Origin of the sequence: Exiguobacterium indicum HHS 31 (genome assembly GCF_001939065.1) — a bacterium.
Taxonomy (GTDB): domain Bacteria; phylum Bacillota; class Bacilli; order Exiguobacteriales; family Exiguobacteriaceae; genus Exiguobacterium_A; species Exiguobacterium_A indicum.
This window is the reverse complement of record NZ_MPSZ01000001.1, coordinates 993,463-1,007,921: the sequence shown is the minus strand read 5'-3', so window position 1 is coordinate 1,007,921 and position 14,459 is coordinate 993,463. Positions and strand designations below refer to the sequence as shown.

Here is a 14,459-nt window from a genome sequence, read left to right as displayed (position 1 = left end):
TATAAGGTAAAATCAGGAAAAGGAGGGGGATAGATGAAACCTCAGATTTTACTGTTAGGCATGTTCCATCTCGATCGCCCGACCAATGGTGATTTGATTCGTCCAGGAATTTTTGATGTCGCGTCAGAAAAAAGGCAACGAGAAATCCAAGAAGTCGTTGCTCGATTGAACGCATTTCGACCGACAGGCGTTGCCCTTGAGACGTCACCTGAACGCATAAGTGACCTGCAACATACATATGACACCTATCAACATGAGAGCGATTTAACCGAAAATGAACGGCAACAAATTGGCTTTCGATTAGCCCGGATGGCGGGAGTAGCAGATCTCCATGGGGTCGATTGGAACGAAATCGTACCCGGCGTACCGGATTTAGGAATCGTCCGTTCACATCATCCGGAAGCCTTTGAGACGATCGTCGCGGCTGAGATGAAGCGGACAGAACAATTAGAGCACGCGATGGAACAGTCATCATTCTCCGAATGGCTCGATCGATTGCACGCTGAAGAAACGATTGCAGCGTCGGCTAGAATCTATGATCAAATCGAACGACTGGAGAGTGGTCGGATTTGGGTTGAACGCTACTGGCGAGTCCGCAATCAAAAGATCGCAAATCGTTTACTGCACCTTGCTCAGGCGAACGAACGAATCGTCTGTTTGTACGGTGCTGCGCACCTCCCGTTATTACGACAATATTTGAATGAATCGAACCAAGTCGAAGTGATGACGTGGAACGATTGGAACAACAAAAAGGAGTGTATGTAAATGCTATTTCACTACCATATTTGGACACCACATTTGGAAGAAACAGAGGCTTGGTACACGGCACGCGGATTTCACGTTTCCCAGCGCATCGGGAAGAAAGACGGAGAATTTTCGTCGTTTAATCCACCTCTATCATGGGATGATTTTCGAGCAGATCAAATTTTATTCCGAATCATTGAAATGAAACGGGGAGCGGTCAATGTGACGATCGGATTCGGAAAAACGGTTCGCTTCGATCACATCGGATTTTTGATTCAGCCTGGTGACGTGCAAACGATTCTTGATCGCGCAGAAACGTTATCGTTCACGGTCCAAGCGAACGAGCGTCGGACGTTCTTGCAGACACCATACGGATTACGGATTGAACTGCAAATCCATGAAGATGCGATTGCGGATACTGATGGAACGACAATTGAGCGTTTAATTCTAACGACACCGCGCGAAGGATTAGAGGCGGATTTAACGAAACTGTTCGATCGATCGATTTCACAAATCCAAACCGTCCGCGGGGAGAAGACCGTCTTACAAGAAGCAGTCTTTTCCGACGTATCGCTCGTAGGTACGGATCCGAACGGTGTTCAGCTTGTCTGCTCATAATCAACGAATACTTTGATCGGGAGATCTGGTGTTTCCATCAAGGCAGCGAAGCAACTGGCAAGCTCCGAAAACGAAGTCTCGTGTTCGAACAAAGCTGGCAATGTCGCGTGACGATCGTCTGAAAAGAGCCAGTCTGCATGCTTGCGGTAGTCCCAGCCGTCACTCGATGCAATGATCTGAAGTTCTTTCGCGTGAAACGCGGGCGTCAACGTCAAGGTTTCCCGGTTGCCGTCCGATAAGACGCAGATTGCACCATGAGGACGGACAGCAGACTGAAGCTCGGCAAAGGCCGCTTGGCGTCCAGAACATTCGATAGCGGCGTCATACATACTTGAATCCGGTGTGACAACACGTGCACCTAATTGACGCGCTAACTCTGCTCGGGACGTAAGTGGCTCGAGGATATCAATCTGACGAACGTTAACGTAATACCGTAAGTAATGCACTGTCAGCAAACCGATCGTACCCATTCCAGAAACTAAGACGCTTGTATCGGGTGTCAATGTCAGCTTACGGACGCCTTTTGCCGCGTCACAGGACAGAATCAGTAGTAAGGCTTCACGTGGTGAGACATAAGCAGGAACCGGGATGACTTTCGATTCAGGAATGATCGCTTGATCTTGATGACCATAGAAGCTGACAACCCGATCTCCGGGCTTGACGATTTGGACGGCGTCACCAACTGCAAGCACTTCGCCATAACTTTCATATCCTGTCTCGAGCGGATAGTCATAGCTGGTTTCGGTCATGTCTTGTTCCAGCCATTGGGGAAGTTCGGCACCGATACTAATGGCACCGGCTAGAGTGCGGACGTAGACGTCATGGATGCCAAGCGGCGGCAGTTCCCGAACAAGATAACCAGGTGTCTTCGACTCCACAAGACAGCAAATCGTTGTAGTGTTCAACATGTAAACCTCATTTCATTGTTGGATTGATGTCATATGGATCAAGCATATACCACTTTACTTGTAAAATATAACAATTCGAAACCAGAAATGATGTAGAATAAGAAAGAAAAGGAGGGAATCGAATGGAACCATTATTGATTTTGGCATTGCTCGTGTTCGCATTCTTGACGTATCGGTATAGTAAGATCCTCGTCCGAAAGGATATCTCTGCTGCAAACAAACGACTCGCAATCGTCTTTTATTTGATTGCCGTCAGTGGACTTGGCGCTGTTGTTTATTTCAACGTATAAGGAGGACCATCCATGCATTCAACGACTAAACGACGAATCGGTGCGTATATCATCAACCAAGCTGTTTATTTCGGACTTTCTGTCGTCATCGAAAAAACGGTGTTACGACGTGTGAAGTCAGAAGTCGTTCACGCTGTCGTGACACAACCGACGATCAGTTTTCTAGGAGAAGTCGCGCAATTAAAACTGTTGAACGGAAAAACGATTGGTGATCAGATTTGCGGCATCCAGGTTGAAAGCGAGAACGGATTGCCGTTGACGACAAAACAAATCGTCCGCCGAACAGTCTATCGTGATACGGTCTCGTTATTTAAGATTCGACCGTACTGGAAACCGTTTCTTGAGAACGGACAACGATTACCGGAAGATGACTTCGCGAGAACGATCGTCCGCTTGAACCAGGAGAAGCTAAATAATGAAGCTTGATTTTCATGTTCATTGTGTCCGTGCCTCTCAACCTACAGGAGCCATCCTCCTCTATCATGGTTGGGGCGGAACGGCTGTCTCTTATCTAGAGTTTGCGCGACAATTATCTGAAGAAGGATACGATGTCTTCATCCCGGAACTTCTTCGGCATGATCAACGTGATCCGCTTGATCATCCATTTGATCCAGAAATAACGACGACCTATTTTTGGTGCGTCGTCGAACAATCGATTACGGAAGCGACAGCTATCATCAAACAATCAGGCTGGCATGTTTCAGACGTGATAGCGATCGGCGTCTCGATGGGTGGGTTCATTGCCCACGGGATCATGTCGCGTCGGCCGATTAAAGCACTCGTTGCGATCAATGGGGGCGGTGCCTATCTTGAAGCAGAACGTCAATTCCGCGTTCGTGACGGGCGACCTGCTATCAAAAAGGAGGATGTACCATGGAAACTCGATCCAATCAGTGTGATGGATGAGCGTCCGCGGTTGCTTCTGCACGGCGATGCCGATGACATCATTCCACTATCGATCCAGCAGTTTTATCACGGGACAGCTGTTCAAGCAGGTATGGCGCAAACGACCGTATTAGACGTTTTTCCGGGTGTCAATCATACCGTGACCGATGCCATGATCAAGCAACTGATCACATGGCTGAAGTACGTCAAACTTCAAGGGGCGACAGATGGACTACATACGTTTTCTTCGCACTAAGGTCGGTCAAGAAAAAGTGATGTTGAACTTTGCCGGTGGGATTGTCTTTGACAAGGAGGGGCGCATTCTTCTTCAAAAACGGCGGGAGCAACAAGCATGGGGCTTTCCGGGCGGGGCACTGGAACTAGGAGAGTCGCTCATTGAAGCCGCACAGCGTGAGATTTTTGAAGAGACCGGTTTTCATGTCAGGATCGAACGGTTGAGTGGTGTCTATTCGAAGTACGAAGAGATGTATCCAAACGGGGATGTCGCCCAACCGATCGTCCATTTTTTCGTTTGCCGAATCAATGGGGGACAATGGACGATTGATGCCGATGAATCATTCGATGTTGCTTTTTTTGAAAGAGATCAGATGCCAGAGCTCTATAGCGAACTGCATCAAACAGCCTGGAACGATTTTTTGACAGAAACGAGTCCGGTCTTTCGATAATGCAAAACATCCTTCTGATTTTAACGTCAGAGGGATGTTTTTACATGCGACATATTCAGCGTTCAAAGCCACCTTCGGAATGGATGACTTGCCCGGTCACCCAGCCACCGTCAGGACTGACGAGGAATTGGATCAATCGTGCGACGTCTTCCGGCGCACCGATTCGCCCGAACGGAAAACTAGGTTTAAGCGCCGTCCGGGTTGCTTCATCCATCCAAGTCGAGTCTGTCGGACCCGGATTGACGGCGTTGACGGTGATGCCAAGCGGCGCCACGGCTGCCGCGTAAGTCTTCGTAAACGTCGACAAGGCACCTTTTGTCGTAGCGTAAGCAATCTCGTCAGGCATCGGACCGAGATCCTGTCCGGACGTCAGTTGAATGATACGACCGGACGTTAGATGTGCTTCAACGAATTGTTTCGTGAAACGTGTCGCGAGCAACAACGGTGCCCGGAGATTGACGGCATAGTGTTGATCAAGACTGGCTGCATCAAGTGTTCGCCAATCCGTCATCGTCGAATGGGCAGCGTTATTGATCAGGATACTTGGTGTTCCAAAGTCTTCTACCTGATCGAATAAATCATCAGCGGCATCTGCTTGACCTAAATCAAGTTCGATCGCAAGGACGCGGGCACCTTGATTTTCAAGTTCGGTCGTAAAACTAGTCGCCCAATCCGCTGTTGCTTTAAAATAAGTAAAGACCAGGTCATGTCCAGACATGGCAAGCTGGCGGCAAATCGCAGCTCCGATGTCGCGTGTCTGACTGGCACCGGTCACGATAGCAATCGGTCGTTTCGTCATATGTACGCTCCTTTACATAGATACAATCAAATAAATGAATGGTTCCAAATGTTTACAAAAACAGTATAGCGTAAGAAAGACAATGAACGGAAGCGTTATTATGATTTAACATACTGATTAAATGCATGTTTTGACTTGAAACGTGGTAAAGAAAAAGTGTACGAAATTATTCGTTAAACAGGTGGGGGAGGATGAATCGATCATGAAAGCAATCGTCTTATTCGACGGAGAATGTAATCTCTGTGACGCGAGTGTCCAGTTCATTTTGAAACGAGACCAAGGATATCATGATTTTGCTTCGTTGCAAGGGGAAACAGGACAAGAAATCGTCCGTCGTCATCATCTTCCGGAAACGATCGACAGTGTCGTTGTGATTGACCGGGGTGTACCCTATATCAAATCAGATGCAGCGTTACGGATTGCCCGTCATTTAAAAGGTGGATGGCGTCTGTTGAGTGTGTTTCAGATTGTTCCACGTTCACTTCGAGATCGCGTCTATGATTTCGTTGCAAACAACCGTCATCGCTGGTTTGGACAAAAGCAGCAGTGCGCGTTACCGTCTCCGGAGACGCGAGCTCGATTTCACGACTAAAGATGAAAAACCGCGACGAATCGGTCGCGGTTTTCTTTCTGTTCATTGGTTGGTCACATGCAACCAGTGACAACTTGGCAATGGATCGCCGAGGAAACTTAATCCTAAATCATGGGCTTGGTGGATTGTTTCAAAACAATCGTCTCCTTCATCCAGATACACTTCATGATGCGGTGATTGGAGGTGTGTTCCTGCGATACGCCAAAGATTTGAACGGTGTGTCACCGTTATTTCGTAGTCGATGTTTGGTGAGACGACGAGCGGATTACCAACAGAATGATGAAGCGTATATCGAGTTGGTGATTGATGTGATAAATAGACTTGCTGTGTCGAAGCGACATCTTCTCGATATAACTGATGACAAGCATCAAAAGAGCGAGTAGGATTTGCTTGTTTTGATAGTTGATGAGTCGTTTCACCATTACATGTCAGGACCTCTGTAAAGGTACGATACTCTTTAGAAAAAGGCGAATATTGTCGCGCATCGCCTTCGAAATAACGATGCGGAGAAAACGGATTCGGGTTCATGAGAATCGGAGGAGCAATGAACGTCAGTACACGCAATCGGTATGAAGAAACCTTCGTATGTGAAGCGGATAGCGGGTACAAAGAAAAATAGAGTACGAATTGTTCAAATTCCCGTTCTCGGTCTTGTTCTTGTTTTATCTGATTCGTAACGCGGGCGAACGTCTTGATTATGCGTGCGAACGGCATCGATTTTCTAGAAATGGGACGTAACACCCGGATTTCGAAACGTGTAAACTGTTCAGGGTCAATCGTTCCTTTCCATTCGGGTGTTGTAGTTTGACCTAATCGATGCCCATCTTGAAATATCGAATAATGCGATACCTCTGGAATTTCACCCCATAATAGTCGGACAACATGATTTTGTTGAATCAGGACAGTCACTTTTCGATTCCAGAACAAATCATCCGTACTTGAAACAAGAGCCGTGACGATACGTGTCTTCGAATCTGAATCGATCAGTTCGAACGACAAAGGCTCATATAAAGGGAGTACATCCGTTTGATAGGTATTCGAGTTCTGAATGAAACAAGGTATACCGTTTAAGAAGAGTCGGACCTTACTTGTTCCTTCCCAGGTGAGACAAACGGTTTCTCCGCTTTGTTTGATTTGAATGTGATTGATGTCAATCATGGGACTTATCGCTCCTTACACGAATTCTGAAAGAAAACCCCCTCCACTTCTGAATCAGAAGGGAAGGGGAAACGTCATAGCAATCCTTTTGCGACCTCTAGTTTTTCTTGATCGTGTTTTAATTGCTTTTTCAAGTCATGCGCGTGATACATCTCATGGTCAATCATGTATCCGGCGATCGCAGCGTGAGTCTGAATGGCTTTGTTCAGTTGTTCGGTCAAGACTTTCCGCACATCAGGAGAAGCCGTTTCCGTAATCGCGACAGCATAAGCGCGGACGAGTGATTTACTGCTGATTAAGAAATCTGTCGCAATCAACTCGTCTCGTTTTTTACTGGGACGATTAATGGATTGAAGAGCTTCATTCATGTGAACCGCCTCCTTCATGATCTGCCAATAGCTTTTGTAAATCGTTTAATGCTTGTTCGCTATCTTTGATGTCTTGAGCAATCAATTTTTCAAGCGTCTCATCTTTGACAAAAGAACGAACAGCAACAGCTTTAACGAGACAGGCTTGTTTCATCGTCATGATTTCATGGATTTCGAGTGTTTCATGGATTGCAAGTGGTGATTTAGCCATCGGTCTCACTCCTTATCATGTAACATACGTTTGACAGTATCTTTAACGTTTTGCATTCCTGTTTTTTCTGCTAGGTCGTGGTGAAGTTTGTGTGCTGGTACCTTCATATTCGGAATATTTCCTTGTGGTGCAGGGTTTTCTAGATGAACGAATTCACCGGTGCCATCTTGTGCTTCCCCTTGAGCCCAGCGACCTTCTTTTGAAGCTGTTCCTTCCGATAGGTCCCAGAACTCATAAGCATGCGGTTGCGCTTCCATCTCATCTTCCGGTGCGAAAGTAGCAGGCACGACGACGCCGTTTTTCGTTTCCAGCTCTTCGATCGCAGCCATCCATTGATACTGGTGATAGCGGTCACGGGCGAGCATCTTACGGAATGTAGCACGCACGCCTTCATCCGTCGTCATATGATAGAGACGGGCGACTTGAAGTCGACCTTGTGATTCAGCATGTAGGTTCGAGCGCATATCTGCCAATAAGTTACCGCTCGCGACGATATAGGATCCGTTCCACGGAATGCCGTTTGCGTTTGATGGCAGTCCACCGAGACCGCTAACTAAAAGATGCTGTGGATTCATACCCCCGAGAATTGCTGCCGTCGCTGGATCTTTGGCAGCTTCTGCCTGATCATCCGGTGACGCCCCGTCGAGCAATTGAGAAATGAGGGAACATAGCATTTCAACGTGCCCGATTTCTTCCGTCCCGATATCCATCAGCATATCCTTGTACTTTTCTTCACCTCGACAATTGAAGCCTTGGAAAAGATATTGCATCATGACCGTCATCTCACCGAATTGTCCACCGAGTACCTCTTGCACGGCCCGAGCGAGTTTTGGATCGGGTCGATCAACCTTGACTTCGAATTGTAATTCTTTTTGATGGCGAAACATGAAAGAACCCCCTTTAAGTTTTAAACATATGCGAGTTACACATGTTATATACCTTATTCAGTTTCTTTCAAACCTGTTTTCATCTTATTTTTCGTTACGCTGAAGTGATCGTTTGATCAAAGTATGATTTATAGGTTCATTGACCCACTCGGTGATGTTATTGAAAATGAAGGACGTCTCGTTCAAGATGAATCGTCGCCACTGTTTATTTTTAGGGATGTAAAGTGCATCGAACCGCTCTCTAATCCGTCGAGGAGCAACTGCTTGATTGAAAAAGAGACGATTTTCATCAATTGTTGCTTTTAACGTTCGGAGTAGGGCAAAAGGATGCTTTCCAAGCGTCCCACACTCTACGGTTAAACCTAAAAAACCGATGTGTCGCTTTTTTGTTTCTTTATACAGATAGTTTAACCATTCTCCTTCGATTGCATAAAACTGTTGATCTCGTGGTTGATCGACAAACGGGTAATTTGTATATTTTTCTACTTCTTTTGCGTGTCTCGGATCTTCCGATGACATGACGAGTTGGACTTGCCCCGCTGGTCCATAACCAGTATGACAGTCGAGCATCACGACGTGTCGGTAAGCAGATAGGGTATCGACGAGACGACTTAATACGTCAGAGAAGTAAGCGTCTTGCGTACGTCCGCCATAATAGAATCCGGTCGGATGTTTGAATTGTCCTAGTGTCGCAGCTTTTAAAAAAGCATGTGGACCTAGACGAATCAAGTTGTATAAGACCTGTAACGTAAACGGTATATAATCCAGACGACGCCCTGATCCTGACCGTTTTATGAACAAAGACTGTAAGTCATCAAAACCTGGATTACGTAAATCAGCCTTTGAAAAATCGTGAATCGCATTTCGATTTAAATTGAGGTTATGATGGGTTTCTTTGCGATGATATTTCATTCCGTAAGCATTGATACCATGGATCAGCAAAACATCGACTTCTCCCGTGTTCAGCTGTTTCATATGGTCACTTAAAAACTGAAGCTGCATGGCACTGCCTGCATATCCTTCGATTCCGTGCAGTCCACTCGATAGAATGAATAATGTCGAATTATTACCGGACTGTCCGTGCCACCAGTCGGAATAAAGTGATGCTTCTTGTTCAAGTGAATCATGAGTTAGTTTCGGATAATGCCGTGAAAGAATGTGCTGTGCAGTTTCATTGAAACGTTGGCGTGCTGTTTCATACGTACCAGAAAAATAATGAAGCATGATTAATCCTCCTTCAATAGGCGTGAACTTGAGGAGCAGTCAAGAGATAATGTCGAACTGAGAATTTCTAGAGCATGATCTTTAGCAACGGCAGTTTCTGCTGCCGTACAGTCTTCAGGGACGTGAATGGCATATTCTCGCATGTAGGCATCATTAGCTGTAAATAAGATACACATATCCGTTGTTAAACCAGTGATGATAAGACGTGAGACATCCAAATGCTTCAATAAAATATCAAGTTGGGTCCCGAAAAAACCTGAATGTTTTGGCTTGATGATAAAGTAATCGTTCTCTTCTGGGTGCATTGTTTCAATGAGGACATCGCCAAGACCACCGCGACACTCATCAATGATCTGATTAACATTTTCCTGCCACAGACCAAAATTGTCATTGACGTAAATCACCGGGATGTTTTGACGTTTACAATGTTGTTTTAATTTTGAGAGTGGTTCAAGGACAGGGAGCGTTTGTTGCAATAACTGCTCGGCTCCTTCAAAATCCATCTTATTGATAACATCAATAATCAACAATGCTGTATTTTCTTGAACAGTCATGGCGGACTCCTCTCATAAAAAAGTGATTAAATAATGATAAGGCGAATAGAGCTGGGCTTTAGAGATAAAAATCTCAGAAGGGGAGGCTGATTCACGGGCTCCCCGGACATCAATTAAACAACGATAAATGAGGGATTCCAACTCTGCGATGAAATCAGGATATTGATATAAAGCGTCATACAGCCGTCTTTTGCGGTGATCTTCCATCAAGACGATGCAGGGGTTGGTCTCTTTCAGTGCCATTGCACTGAAGACAGTTTTTTGCTGTTTAAAATCTTGATTTAAACAGCGAACGATTTGATTTAAATCAGCTTCCACGTTCTTCACTTCCTAGTTGTAGATTATTCATACTGTTCTCATACATGTTATTGGTTGTGTTCCACTCTTCATCACGAGGTAAACGGATAAAAAAGTCGGATCCCTTTCCGATTTCTGAATGAACGGTGATACGTCCGCCATGCGCCTCAATGATCTCCTTACAAATCGGTAAACCGAGACCTGTGCCTTGAACTTGGAGGTGGTCTGCCTGTTCGACGCGATAATAGGGATCAAACAGATAGGGAAGATCTTGAGTTGGGATACCATATCCGTCATCGCTAATGGTGATGACGATTTCAGATTCACAGCACGCTAGCGAGACTTGGATATTTGAATCAACGGGAGAATATTTTATCGCATTATTCAAGATGTTTAATAAGACTCTCCGGATTTTTTCTTGGTCAGCCGTGATCAGACAAGGACCGTCGCTTTGGATTTGTAAATGATGTGTCGATGTCGAAACGTTCAACCACTCGGTTAACTCAATGAGCAGATGTTCGATGCAAAATCTTTCTAACTGATAGGATTCTTTTTGATGACTAAGTCGCTGATAATCTAGGAATTCGGTTAATAATTGGCTGAGTCGCTGCGTCTCACTTCGCACGGTCTCTAAGTATTTGCGCTGCTTTGAAGGAGACAATGTCCGGTGTAACATCAGTTCACTAAACCCTTCAATGGAGGCAAGCGGCGTTCGTAGCTCATGAGATAAAACCGAAATGAAGTTCTGCTCTTTTTTAGCATGATTGACTTCAATAGTACGTTCTCGAAAAACAAATAAAATACCTTGACGATCTGGCAAAAATTCTGTGTAAAGTCGTACGTGACGATCGTCTGGCATTGAGAAATCCTGAGCAGGAACGACTGTTGCATGCTCGAAGCCTGCTTTGATTTGTTCGACATATGCATACAACGCATCTGTTTCGAGAATCAACGGTTCGAAGGCTTCGATAACGAATGCTAAGTTTTCAGATTGTTTTTCAGATGGTGACCAGTTCGGGAACAATTGATGGAACATATGATTCGTAAAAATATTTGTGTTCGTCACATCGACGAACAATATAGCTTCTCGAAGACCATTTAAAATGCGTTGAATTAATTGATGGTGATCTTTTATACGGATGTCATCAAGCAACCGCATCAACCCGATATTCAATAAATGTGTCGTTTTCTGAAGTGCGATAGTCTCGGTGAAACGATGATGAAATTGTAAAGTCAATGTACCAATGAATTTTGACGGACTGTGTAATGGGAGAGCACACAACGTCAATTGTTCTTCCTCAATTAGATGGATTGATGTATCTAGCTCGGTCTTGGCTTCTAACTCTAGCCGTTCTTGGTCATAAGTCGGTTCGTCTGATAGTGCGATATGGACAGCTTCAAAACTTTCCGACTGTGGTGAAAAAAAGATATGCGTCGCCCGAAAATGACTACCGATTGCCTGTAGCCACGTGTGAAGACCTGACATTGATTGATGACGTAAAATTTGAGTAGCTAACTGGTTTTGAAATTGAAGTTGTCGCTCAATTATTTTTTGTTGATAGAAAGACTCTTGGAGTTGTGAATTGACAGCTTGCGTTTGCTGGTGCTCAAAGGCGAGCAACGTCGTCATTTGTTGCATCGATCGCCCAAGTGTACCAATCTCGTCGTGACGGTTCTGAAAATCGTTCTGCTCCAATCGGTCAGGGTGTTTCGTTTGATCGACGAGGTCAAGTAAGTCCGTTCGAAAAGACCGCACAAATCTTAAAATCAAGTAACTGAGAAGGCAAAAAGCAATGATCATCACACCAAAGGCGTAGCGTAAAACTTCAACGGTTCTTTGTTGTAGTGATTGTTGTGCTTTTCGCTCTTCATTATGAATCAATCGAAAATAGTCATTGATAGCGGAGTCAGATTGTTGAACCAGCTTTTGATTATCCGTGAGTACTTGTAACGTCAGTTCCAGTTCTAACAATCTTGCAAATTGAACGAGTTGATGTGTAAAGCGTTCATCCGCTGGATCTGAATAACGTTGACTAAATGATTGAACGTGTTGTTGTAAGCGTTCCAACCGCTGATTGACCTGCTTAAGATCGGTTTGATCATTAAAGTCGATTTGTTGGACTTGAAGATTGACTTGTTGTGCTTCATTCCATAGTGTGCGAGCTTGCGTTTTTTGTGATGTGATCTTCTGTGATGAAGTTCGGTGTTGCTCCAGCTCTTTTTGAGCAAAGTAAAATGTTAAGACGCCGATGCTTGCAAAAATCAAGAAATTCGAAAACAATAGGATATAAAATCGATGAAACATACTTGATGAAAGCCACTTCATGACTAGACCTCTTTCTAAAAAGATATATAAACAAACGATAAAAATACATGTTTAAAGAAATCTTATCATAGACATTAAACATTCTGCTTGAATTGCTTCATCGATTAAAATATCATTTTGCCTCTTTCCGAAAAAATCCCTAGATTTTGACACTTCATTTCCTTTAAGATAAACGATATACATATGTGCAAAATCACTCGAAATGACACTTCAAGCCATACTATTGATTGTGAAAATGAGTAAGCTTCTGTACTATGTTTATATAAAGGAAAGAAAAAGAAGGTGAAATGGATGAAGATGACTCGCTCTACGGACTATGCCATTCGTGTGCTTATTTTCGCAGCGTCGCATCCGAATCGGCTCGTACAAATTCAAGAAGTGGCAACCCATTATGATATTTCTAAAAATCATTTGATGAAGATTGTCCATTCATTGAGCAAGTTTGGTCTCATCATTTCCGTACAAGGTCGTAATGGTGGATTCAAATTAGCGAAATCGCCAGAGACGATTACGTTAGGAGAAATCGTTCATTTATTTGAAGAAGTATCCTATCTTGAAAATGTGACCGTTCCCAATAAAAATGGTAGTTTGCAAAACACACGTCAAGCGTTCGATCAAGCATTCATGTCCTTTACGGACGCGTTGCAGGCATACACGTTACAAGATTTAATCGCGCCGACGATGAACGACTGAAGAAAGAGTCAGAGAGGGGTAGATGATCTCTGACTCTTTATCCGTGTACATATTCCAGTCATTCAGATTTTTATCAGATCATCATGTTAATTATGATTAAAACTAGTATCTTTTATGTTACTATAAACAAGATTCGGACGCTATTCGAATCTTAATTTTGAAACAAAAACATGTACACTTTGTACTTGTTTTTGTGGTATAACTTTACAGGAAGGAGGGGATATTTCCAATTTACCTGCTTGATTTCATACAGGACTCTTACTGTCCATTCAGATAAAGGATTAAAGGCATTCGTCCATTGATCCACGTAAAAGGGAGGGTTTCGGTATGTCCGAAATGACCATCGAAATGTTCGTTCACTTCATTCAACACTTAGTGCATTCTCCACGATTTATCGTCCAGCGTCATCATGAATGTGAGGATGCCTACATTTTTGAAATTCGTGAGTTGAATTTATCGCGTGTCTCAAAAGCCGTATTGCTTCATAAAACAGTTGATCTTCTTCAGGAAAAAACGTCAGAAGATACACGCGAAACGTTGACGAATGAACTGGTCACTCTATCACAAAAGACATTATTGAAGTCAGATACGATTGCTACACTTAAAGTGGAGTCTACAATAGAAGGTTCATTACATCTTATATTTTCGGAAGACAAAAAGATCTGGTTTTCTGGCATTCTTGATACTGAAGAGGCGATCAATCGGTTCACAGAACGTTTTCAAAGCGTCATAAATGATGATCGAACGTCTTATTAAACAAAGCAGGGCGAGCCACATCAGTGGTTCGCCCTGCTTTTGTCTTACCCTGTACAGAGCATCAAGACGTTGCCGTCGGGATCTGCAAACGTAAAGTAAGCAAAATCATCGAAACGCTCGATGTCACGGATGATGGGAGCCTGTAACGACAACACAAACTGATAAGATGCATCAATATCTGTTGTATAAAAATTAAATAAAGCATGTGGTGAAGGGTGATGTTGGTACGTTGCGTCATTCGAATGATCATCGAGCGTCAAACTCGTTGGACCTTCGAGTGGGAGATTGTAAACAGGTGACGAGACACGCGACACATCCAACGGCAACTGCAGTAACTGGTGATACCAAGCGGCGGCACGTTTCACATCCTGAACATGCAAAAAGACAGCATTCAAGCGGGGCGCAATAAGGTGGGTCGAAATTGACATGAGCATCTCCTCCTTTTTTCATACATGTTTCTTTC

At 44.2% G+C, this 14,459-nt stretch carries 20 protein-coding genes; 9 read left to right on the top strand and 11 right to left on the bottom strand.

From position 1 onward, the window contains the following. Positions 1–33: 33 nt before the first annotated feature. The gene (locus N179_RS05570; protein ID WP_075642475.1) at positions 34–765 is read left to right on the top strand and encodes a DUF5694 domain-containing protein; all 732 of its coding nucleotides are present in this window, start codon (positions 34–36) and stop codon (positions 763–765) included. After that, positions 766–1,362, top strand: a complete 597-nt coding sequence (locus N179_RS05565; protein WP_075642474.1) for a hypothetical protein — start codon at positions 766–768, stop codon at positions 1,360–1,362. On the opposite strand, the gene N179_RS05560 is transcribed toward N179_RS05565, so the two are convergent. Beyond that, entirely contained in the window at positions 1,344–2,270 is a 927-nt protein-coding gene (locus N179_RS05560; protein WP_083639918.1) for a zinc-dependent alcohol dehydrogenase, read from the bottom strand. The two genes, N179_RS05565 and N179_RS05560, sit on opposite strands and share 19 nt — an antisense overlap. Before the next feature lie 122 nt (positions 2,271–2,392). On the opposite strand from N179_RS05560, the gene N179_RS16935 reads away from it, so the two are divergent. From N179_RS16935 to N179_RS05545, 4 genes are read left to right on the top strand one after another with little or no spacing between them, the layout of a single operon-like run. Next, positions 2,393–2,560: a hypothetical protein gene (locus N179_RS16935; RefSeq protein WP_023468507.1), complete on the top strand. Its 168-nt coding sequence runs from the start codon at positions 2,393–2,395 to the stop codon at positions 2,558–2,560. Between the two features lie 12 nt (positions 2,561–2,572). Continuing rightward, positions 2,573–2,986 carry an RDD family protein gene (locus N179_RS05555; RefSeq protein ID WP_075642473.1) on the top strand — a complete coding sequence of 138 codons (414 nt, stop codon included), beginning with the start codon at positions 2,573–2,575 and terminating at the stop codon, positions 2,984–2,986. Beyond that, positions 2,976–3,701 (top strand): alpha/beta fold hydrolase, encoded by a 726-nt coding sequence (locus N179_RS05550; protein WP_075642472.1) that lies wholly within the window; start codon positions 2,976–2,978, stop codon positions 3,699–3,701. The genes N179_RS05555 and N179_RS05550 overlap by 11 nt, the downstream gene beginning before the upstream one ends. Then, a complete protein-coding gene (locus tag N179_RS05545; protein WP_075642471.1) occupies positions 3,673–4,131 on the top strand; it encodes an NUDIX hydrolase in 459 nt (152 codons plus the stop codon). Before N179_RS05550 ends, N179_RS05545 begins: the two co-directional genes overlap by 29 nt. A gap of 55 nt (positions 4,132–4,186) precedes the next feature. Here N179_RS05545 and N179_RS05540 read toward each other — a convergent pair whose 3' ends face one another. Next, positions 4,187–4,930 carry an SDR family oxidoreductase gene (locus N179_RS05540; protein ID WP_075642470.1) on the bottom strand — a complete coding sequence of 248 codons (744 nt, stop codon included), beginning with the start codon at positions 4,928–4,930 and terminating at the stop codon, positions 4,187–4,189. Between the two features lie 202 nt (positions 4,931–5,132). On the opposite strand from N179_RS05540, the gene N179_RS05535 reads away from it, so the two are divergent. Further along, a complete protein-coding gene (locus tag N179_RS05535; protein ID WP_075642469.1) occupies positions 5,133–5,522 on the top strand; it encodes a thiol-disulfide oxidoreductase DCC family protein in 390 nt (129 codons plus the stop codon). A gap of 42 nt (positions 5,523–5,564) precedes the next feature. On the opposite strand, the gene N179_RS05530 is transcribed toward N179_RS05535, so the two are convergent. From N179_RS05530 to N179_RS05495, 8 genes are all read right to left on the bottom strand, one after another. Then, the gene (locus N179_RS05530) at positions 5,565–6,680 is read right to left on the bottom strand and encodes a hypothetical protein (RefSeq protein ID WP_075642468.1); all 1,116 of its coding nucleotides are present in this window, start codon (positions 6,678–6,680) and stop codon (positions 5,565–5,567) included. A 74-nt stretch (positions 6,681–6,754) separates the two neighbouring features. Next, a complete protein-coding gene (locus N179_RS05525) occupies positions 6,755–7,048 on the bottom strand; it encodes a spore coat protein (RefSeq protein ID WP_058713253.1) in 294 nt (97 codons plus the stop codon). Continuing rightward, the gene (locus N179_RS05520) at positions 7,041–7,259 is read right to left on the bottom strand and encodes a hypothetical protein (RefSeq protein ID WP_055968392.1); all 219 of its coding nucleotides are present in this window, start codon (positions 7,257–7,259) and stop codon (positions 7,041–7,043) included. The genes N179_RS05525 and N179_RS05520 overlap by 8 nt, the downstream gene beginning before the upstream one ends. A 5-nt stretch (positions 7,260–7,264) precedes the next feature. Continuing rightward, entirely contained in the window at positions 7,265–8,146 is an 882-nt protein-coding gene (locus N179_RS05515; protein ID WP_058264888.1) for a manganese catalase, read from the bottom strand. Positions 8,147–8,230: 84 nt separating this feature from the next. Continuing rightward, the gene (locus N179_RS05510) at positions 8,231–9,370 is read right to left on the bottom strand and encodes a M14 family metallopeptidase (protein ID WP_075642467.1); all 1,140 of its coding nucleotides are present in this window, start codon (positions 9,368–9,370) and stop codon (positions 8,231–8,233) included. A gap of 2 nt (positions 9,371–9,372) precedes the next feature. After that, a complete protein-coding gene (locus tag N179_RS05505; RefSeq protein ID WP_075642466.1) occupies positions 9,373–9,924 on the bottom strand; it encodes a cysteine hydrolase family protein in 552 nt (183 codons plus the stop codon). Between the two features lie 12 nt (positions 9,925–9,936). After that, the gene (locus tag N179_RS05500) at positions 9,937–10,242 is read right to left on the bottom strand and encodes a hypothetical protein (protein ID WP_075642465.1); all 306 of its coding nucleotides are present in this window, start codon (positions 10,240–10,242) and stop codon (positions 9,937–9,939) included. Beyond that, positions 10,232–12,547, bottom strand: a complete 2,316-nt coding sequence (locus N179_RS05495) for a HAMP domain-containing sensor histidine kinase (RefSeq protein WP_075642464.1) — start codon at positions 12,545–12,547, stop codon at positions 10,232–10,234. The genes N179_RS05500 and N179_RS05495 overlap by 11 nt, the downstream gene beginning before the upstream one ends. Before the next feature lie 291 nt (positions 12,548–12,838). Between N179_RS05495 and N179_RS05490 the strand changes: the two genes are divergently transcribed. Next, on the top strand, positions 12,839–13,240 hold the full coding sequence (locus N179_RS05490; protein ID WP_047394819.1) for an RrF2 family transcriptional regulator: 402 nt from the start codon (positions 12,839–12,841) through the stop codon (positions 13,238–13,240). A 327-nt stretch (positions 13,241–13,567) separates the two neighbouring features. Beyond that, a complete protein-coding gene (locus tag N179_RS05485) occupies positions 13,568–13,996 on the top strand; it encodes a hypothetical protein (RefSeq protein WP_075642463.1) in 429 nt (142 codons plus the stop codon). 44 nt (positions 13,997–14,040) lie between these two features. Here N179_RS05485 and N179_RS05480 read toward each other — a convergent pair whose 3' ends face one another. Beyond that, the gene (locus N179_RS05480; RefSeq protein WP_235515895.1) at positions 14,041–14,424 is read right to left on the bottom strand and encodes a VOC family protein; all 384 of its coding nucleotides are present in this window, start codon (positions 14,422–14,424) and stop codon (positions 14,041–14,043) included. Positions 14,425–14,459 lie beyond the last annotated feature (35 nt).

Coding starts and splice junctions, on each gene's coding strand:
- N179_RS05570 (WP_075642475.1), top strand. CDS start 34: ATGAAACCTCAGATTTTACTGTTAGGCATGTTCCATCTCGATCGCCCG.
- N179_RS05560 (WP_083639918.1), bottom strand. CDS start 2,270: ATGTTGAACACTACAACGATTTGCTGTCTTGTGGAGTCGAAGACACCT.
- N179_RS05555 (WP_075642473.1), top strand. CDS start 2,573: ATGCATTCAACGACTAAACGACGAATCGGTGCGTATATCATCAACCAA.
- N179_RS05520 (WP_055968392.1), bottom strand. CDS start 7,259: ATGGCTAAATCACCACTTGCAATCCATGAAACACTCGAAATCCATGAA.
- N179_RS05490 (WP_047394819.1), top strand. CDS start 12,839: ATGAAGATGACTCGCTCTACGGACTATGCCATTCGTGTGCTTATTTTC.
- N179_RS05530 (WP_075642468.1), bottom strand. CDS start 6,680: ATGATTGACATCAATCACATTCAAATCAAACAAAGCGGAGAAACCGTT.
- N179_RS05515 (WP_058264888.1), bottom strand. CDS start 8,146: ATGTTTCGCCATCAAAAAGAATTACAATTCGAAGTCAAGGTTGATCGA.
- N179_RS05505 (WP_075642466.1), bottom strand. CDS start 9,924: ATGACTGTTCAAGAAAATACAGCATTGTTGATTATTGATGTTATCAAT.
- N179_RS05510 (WP_075642467.1), bottom strand. CDS start 9,370: ATGCTTCATTATTTTTCTGGTACGTATGAAACAGCACGCCAACGTTTC.
- N179_RS05565 (WP_075642474.1), top strand. CDS start 766: ATGCTATTTCACTACCATATTTGGACACCACATTTGGAAGAAACAGAG.
- N179_RS05550 (WP_075642472.1), top strand. CDS start 2,976: ATGAAGCTTGATTTTCATGTTCATTGTGTCCGTGCCTCTCAACCTACA.
- N179_RS05535 (WP_075642469.1), top strand. CDS start 5,133: ATGAAAGCAATCGTCTTATTCGACGGAGAATGTAATCTCTGTGACGCG.
- N179_RS05540 (WP_075642470.1), bottom strand. CDS start 4,930: ATGACGAAACGACCGATTGCTATCGTGACCGGTGCCAGTCAGACACGC.
- N179_RS16935 (WP_023468507.1), top strand. CDS start 2,393: ATGGAACCATTATTGATTTTGGCATTGCTCGTGTTCGCATTCTTGACG.
- N179_RS05480 (WP_235515895.1), bottom strand. CDS start 14,424: ATGTCAATTTCGACCCACCTTATTGCGCCCCGCTTGAATGCTGTCTTT.
- N179_RS05545 (WP_075642471.1), top strand. CDS start 3,673: ATGGACTACATACGTTTTCTTCGCACTAAGGTCGGTCAAGAAAAAGTG.
- N179_RS05525 (WP_058713253.1), bottom strand. CDS start 7,048: ATGAATGAAGCTCTTCAATCCATTAATCGTCCCAGTAAAAAACGAGAC.
- N179_RS05495 (WP_075642464.1), bottom strand. CDS start 12,547: ATGAAGTGGCTTTCATCAAGTATGTTTCATCGATTTTATATCCTATTG.
- N179_RS05485 (WP_075642463.1), top strand. CDS start 13,568: ATGTCCGAAATGACCATCGAAATGTTCGTTCACTTCATTCAACACTTA.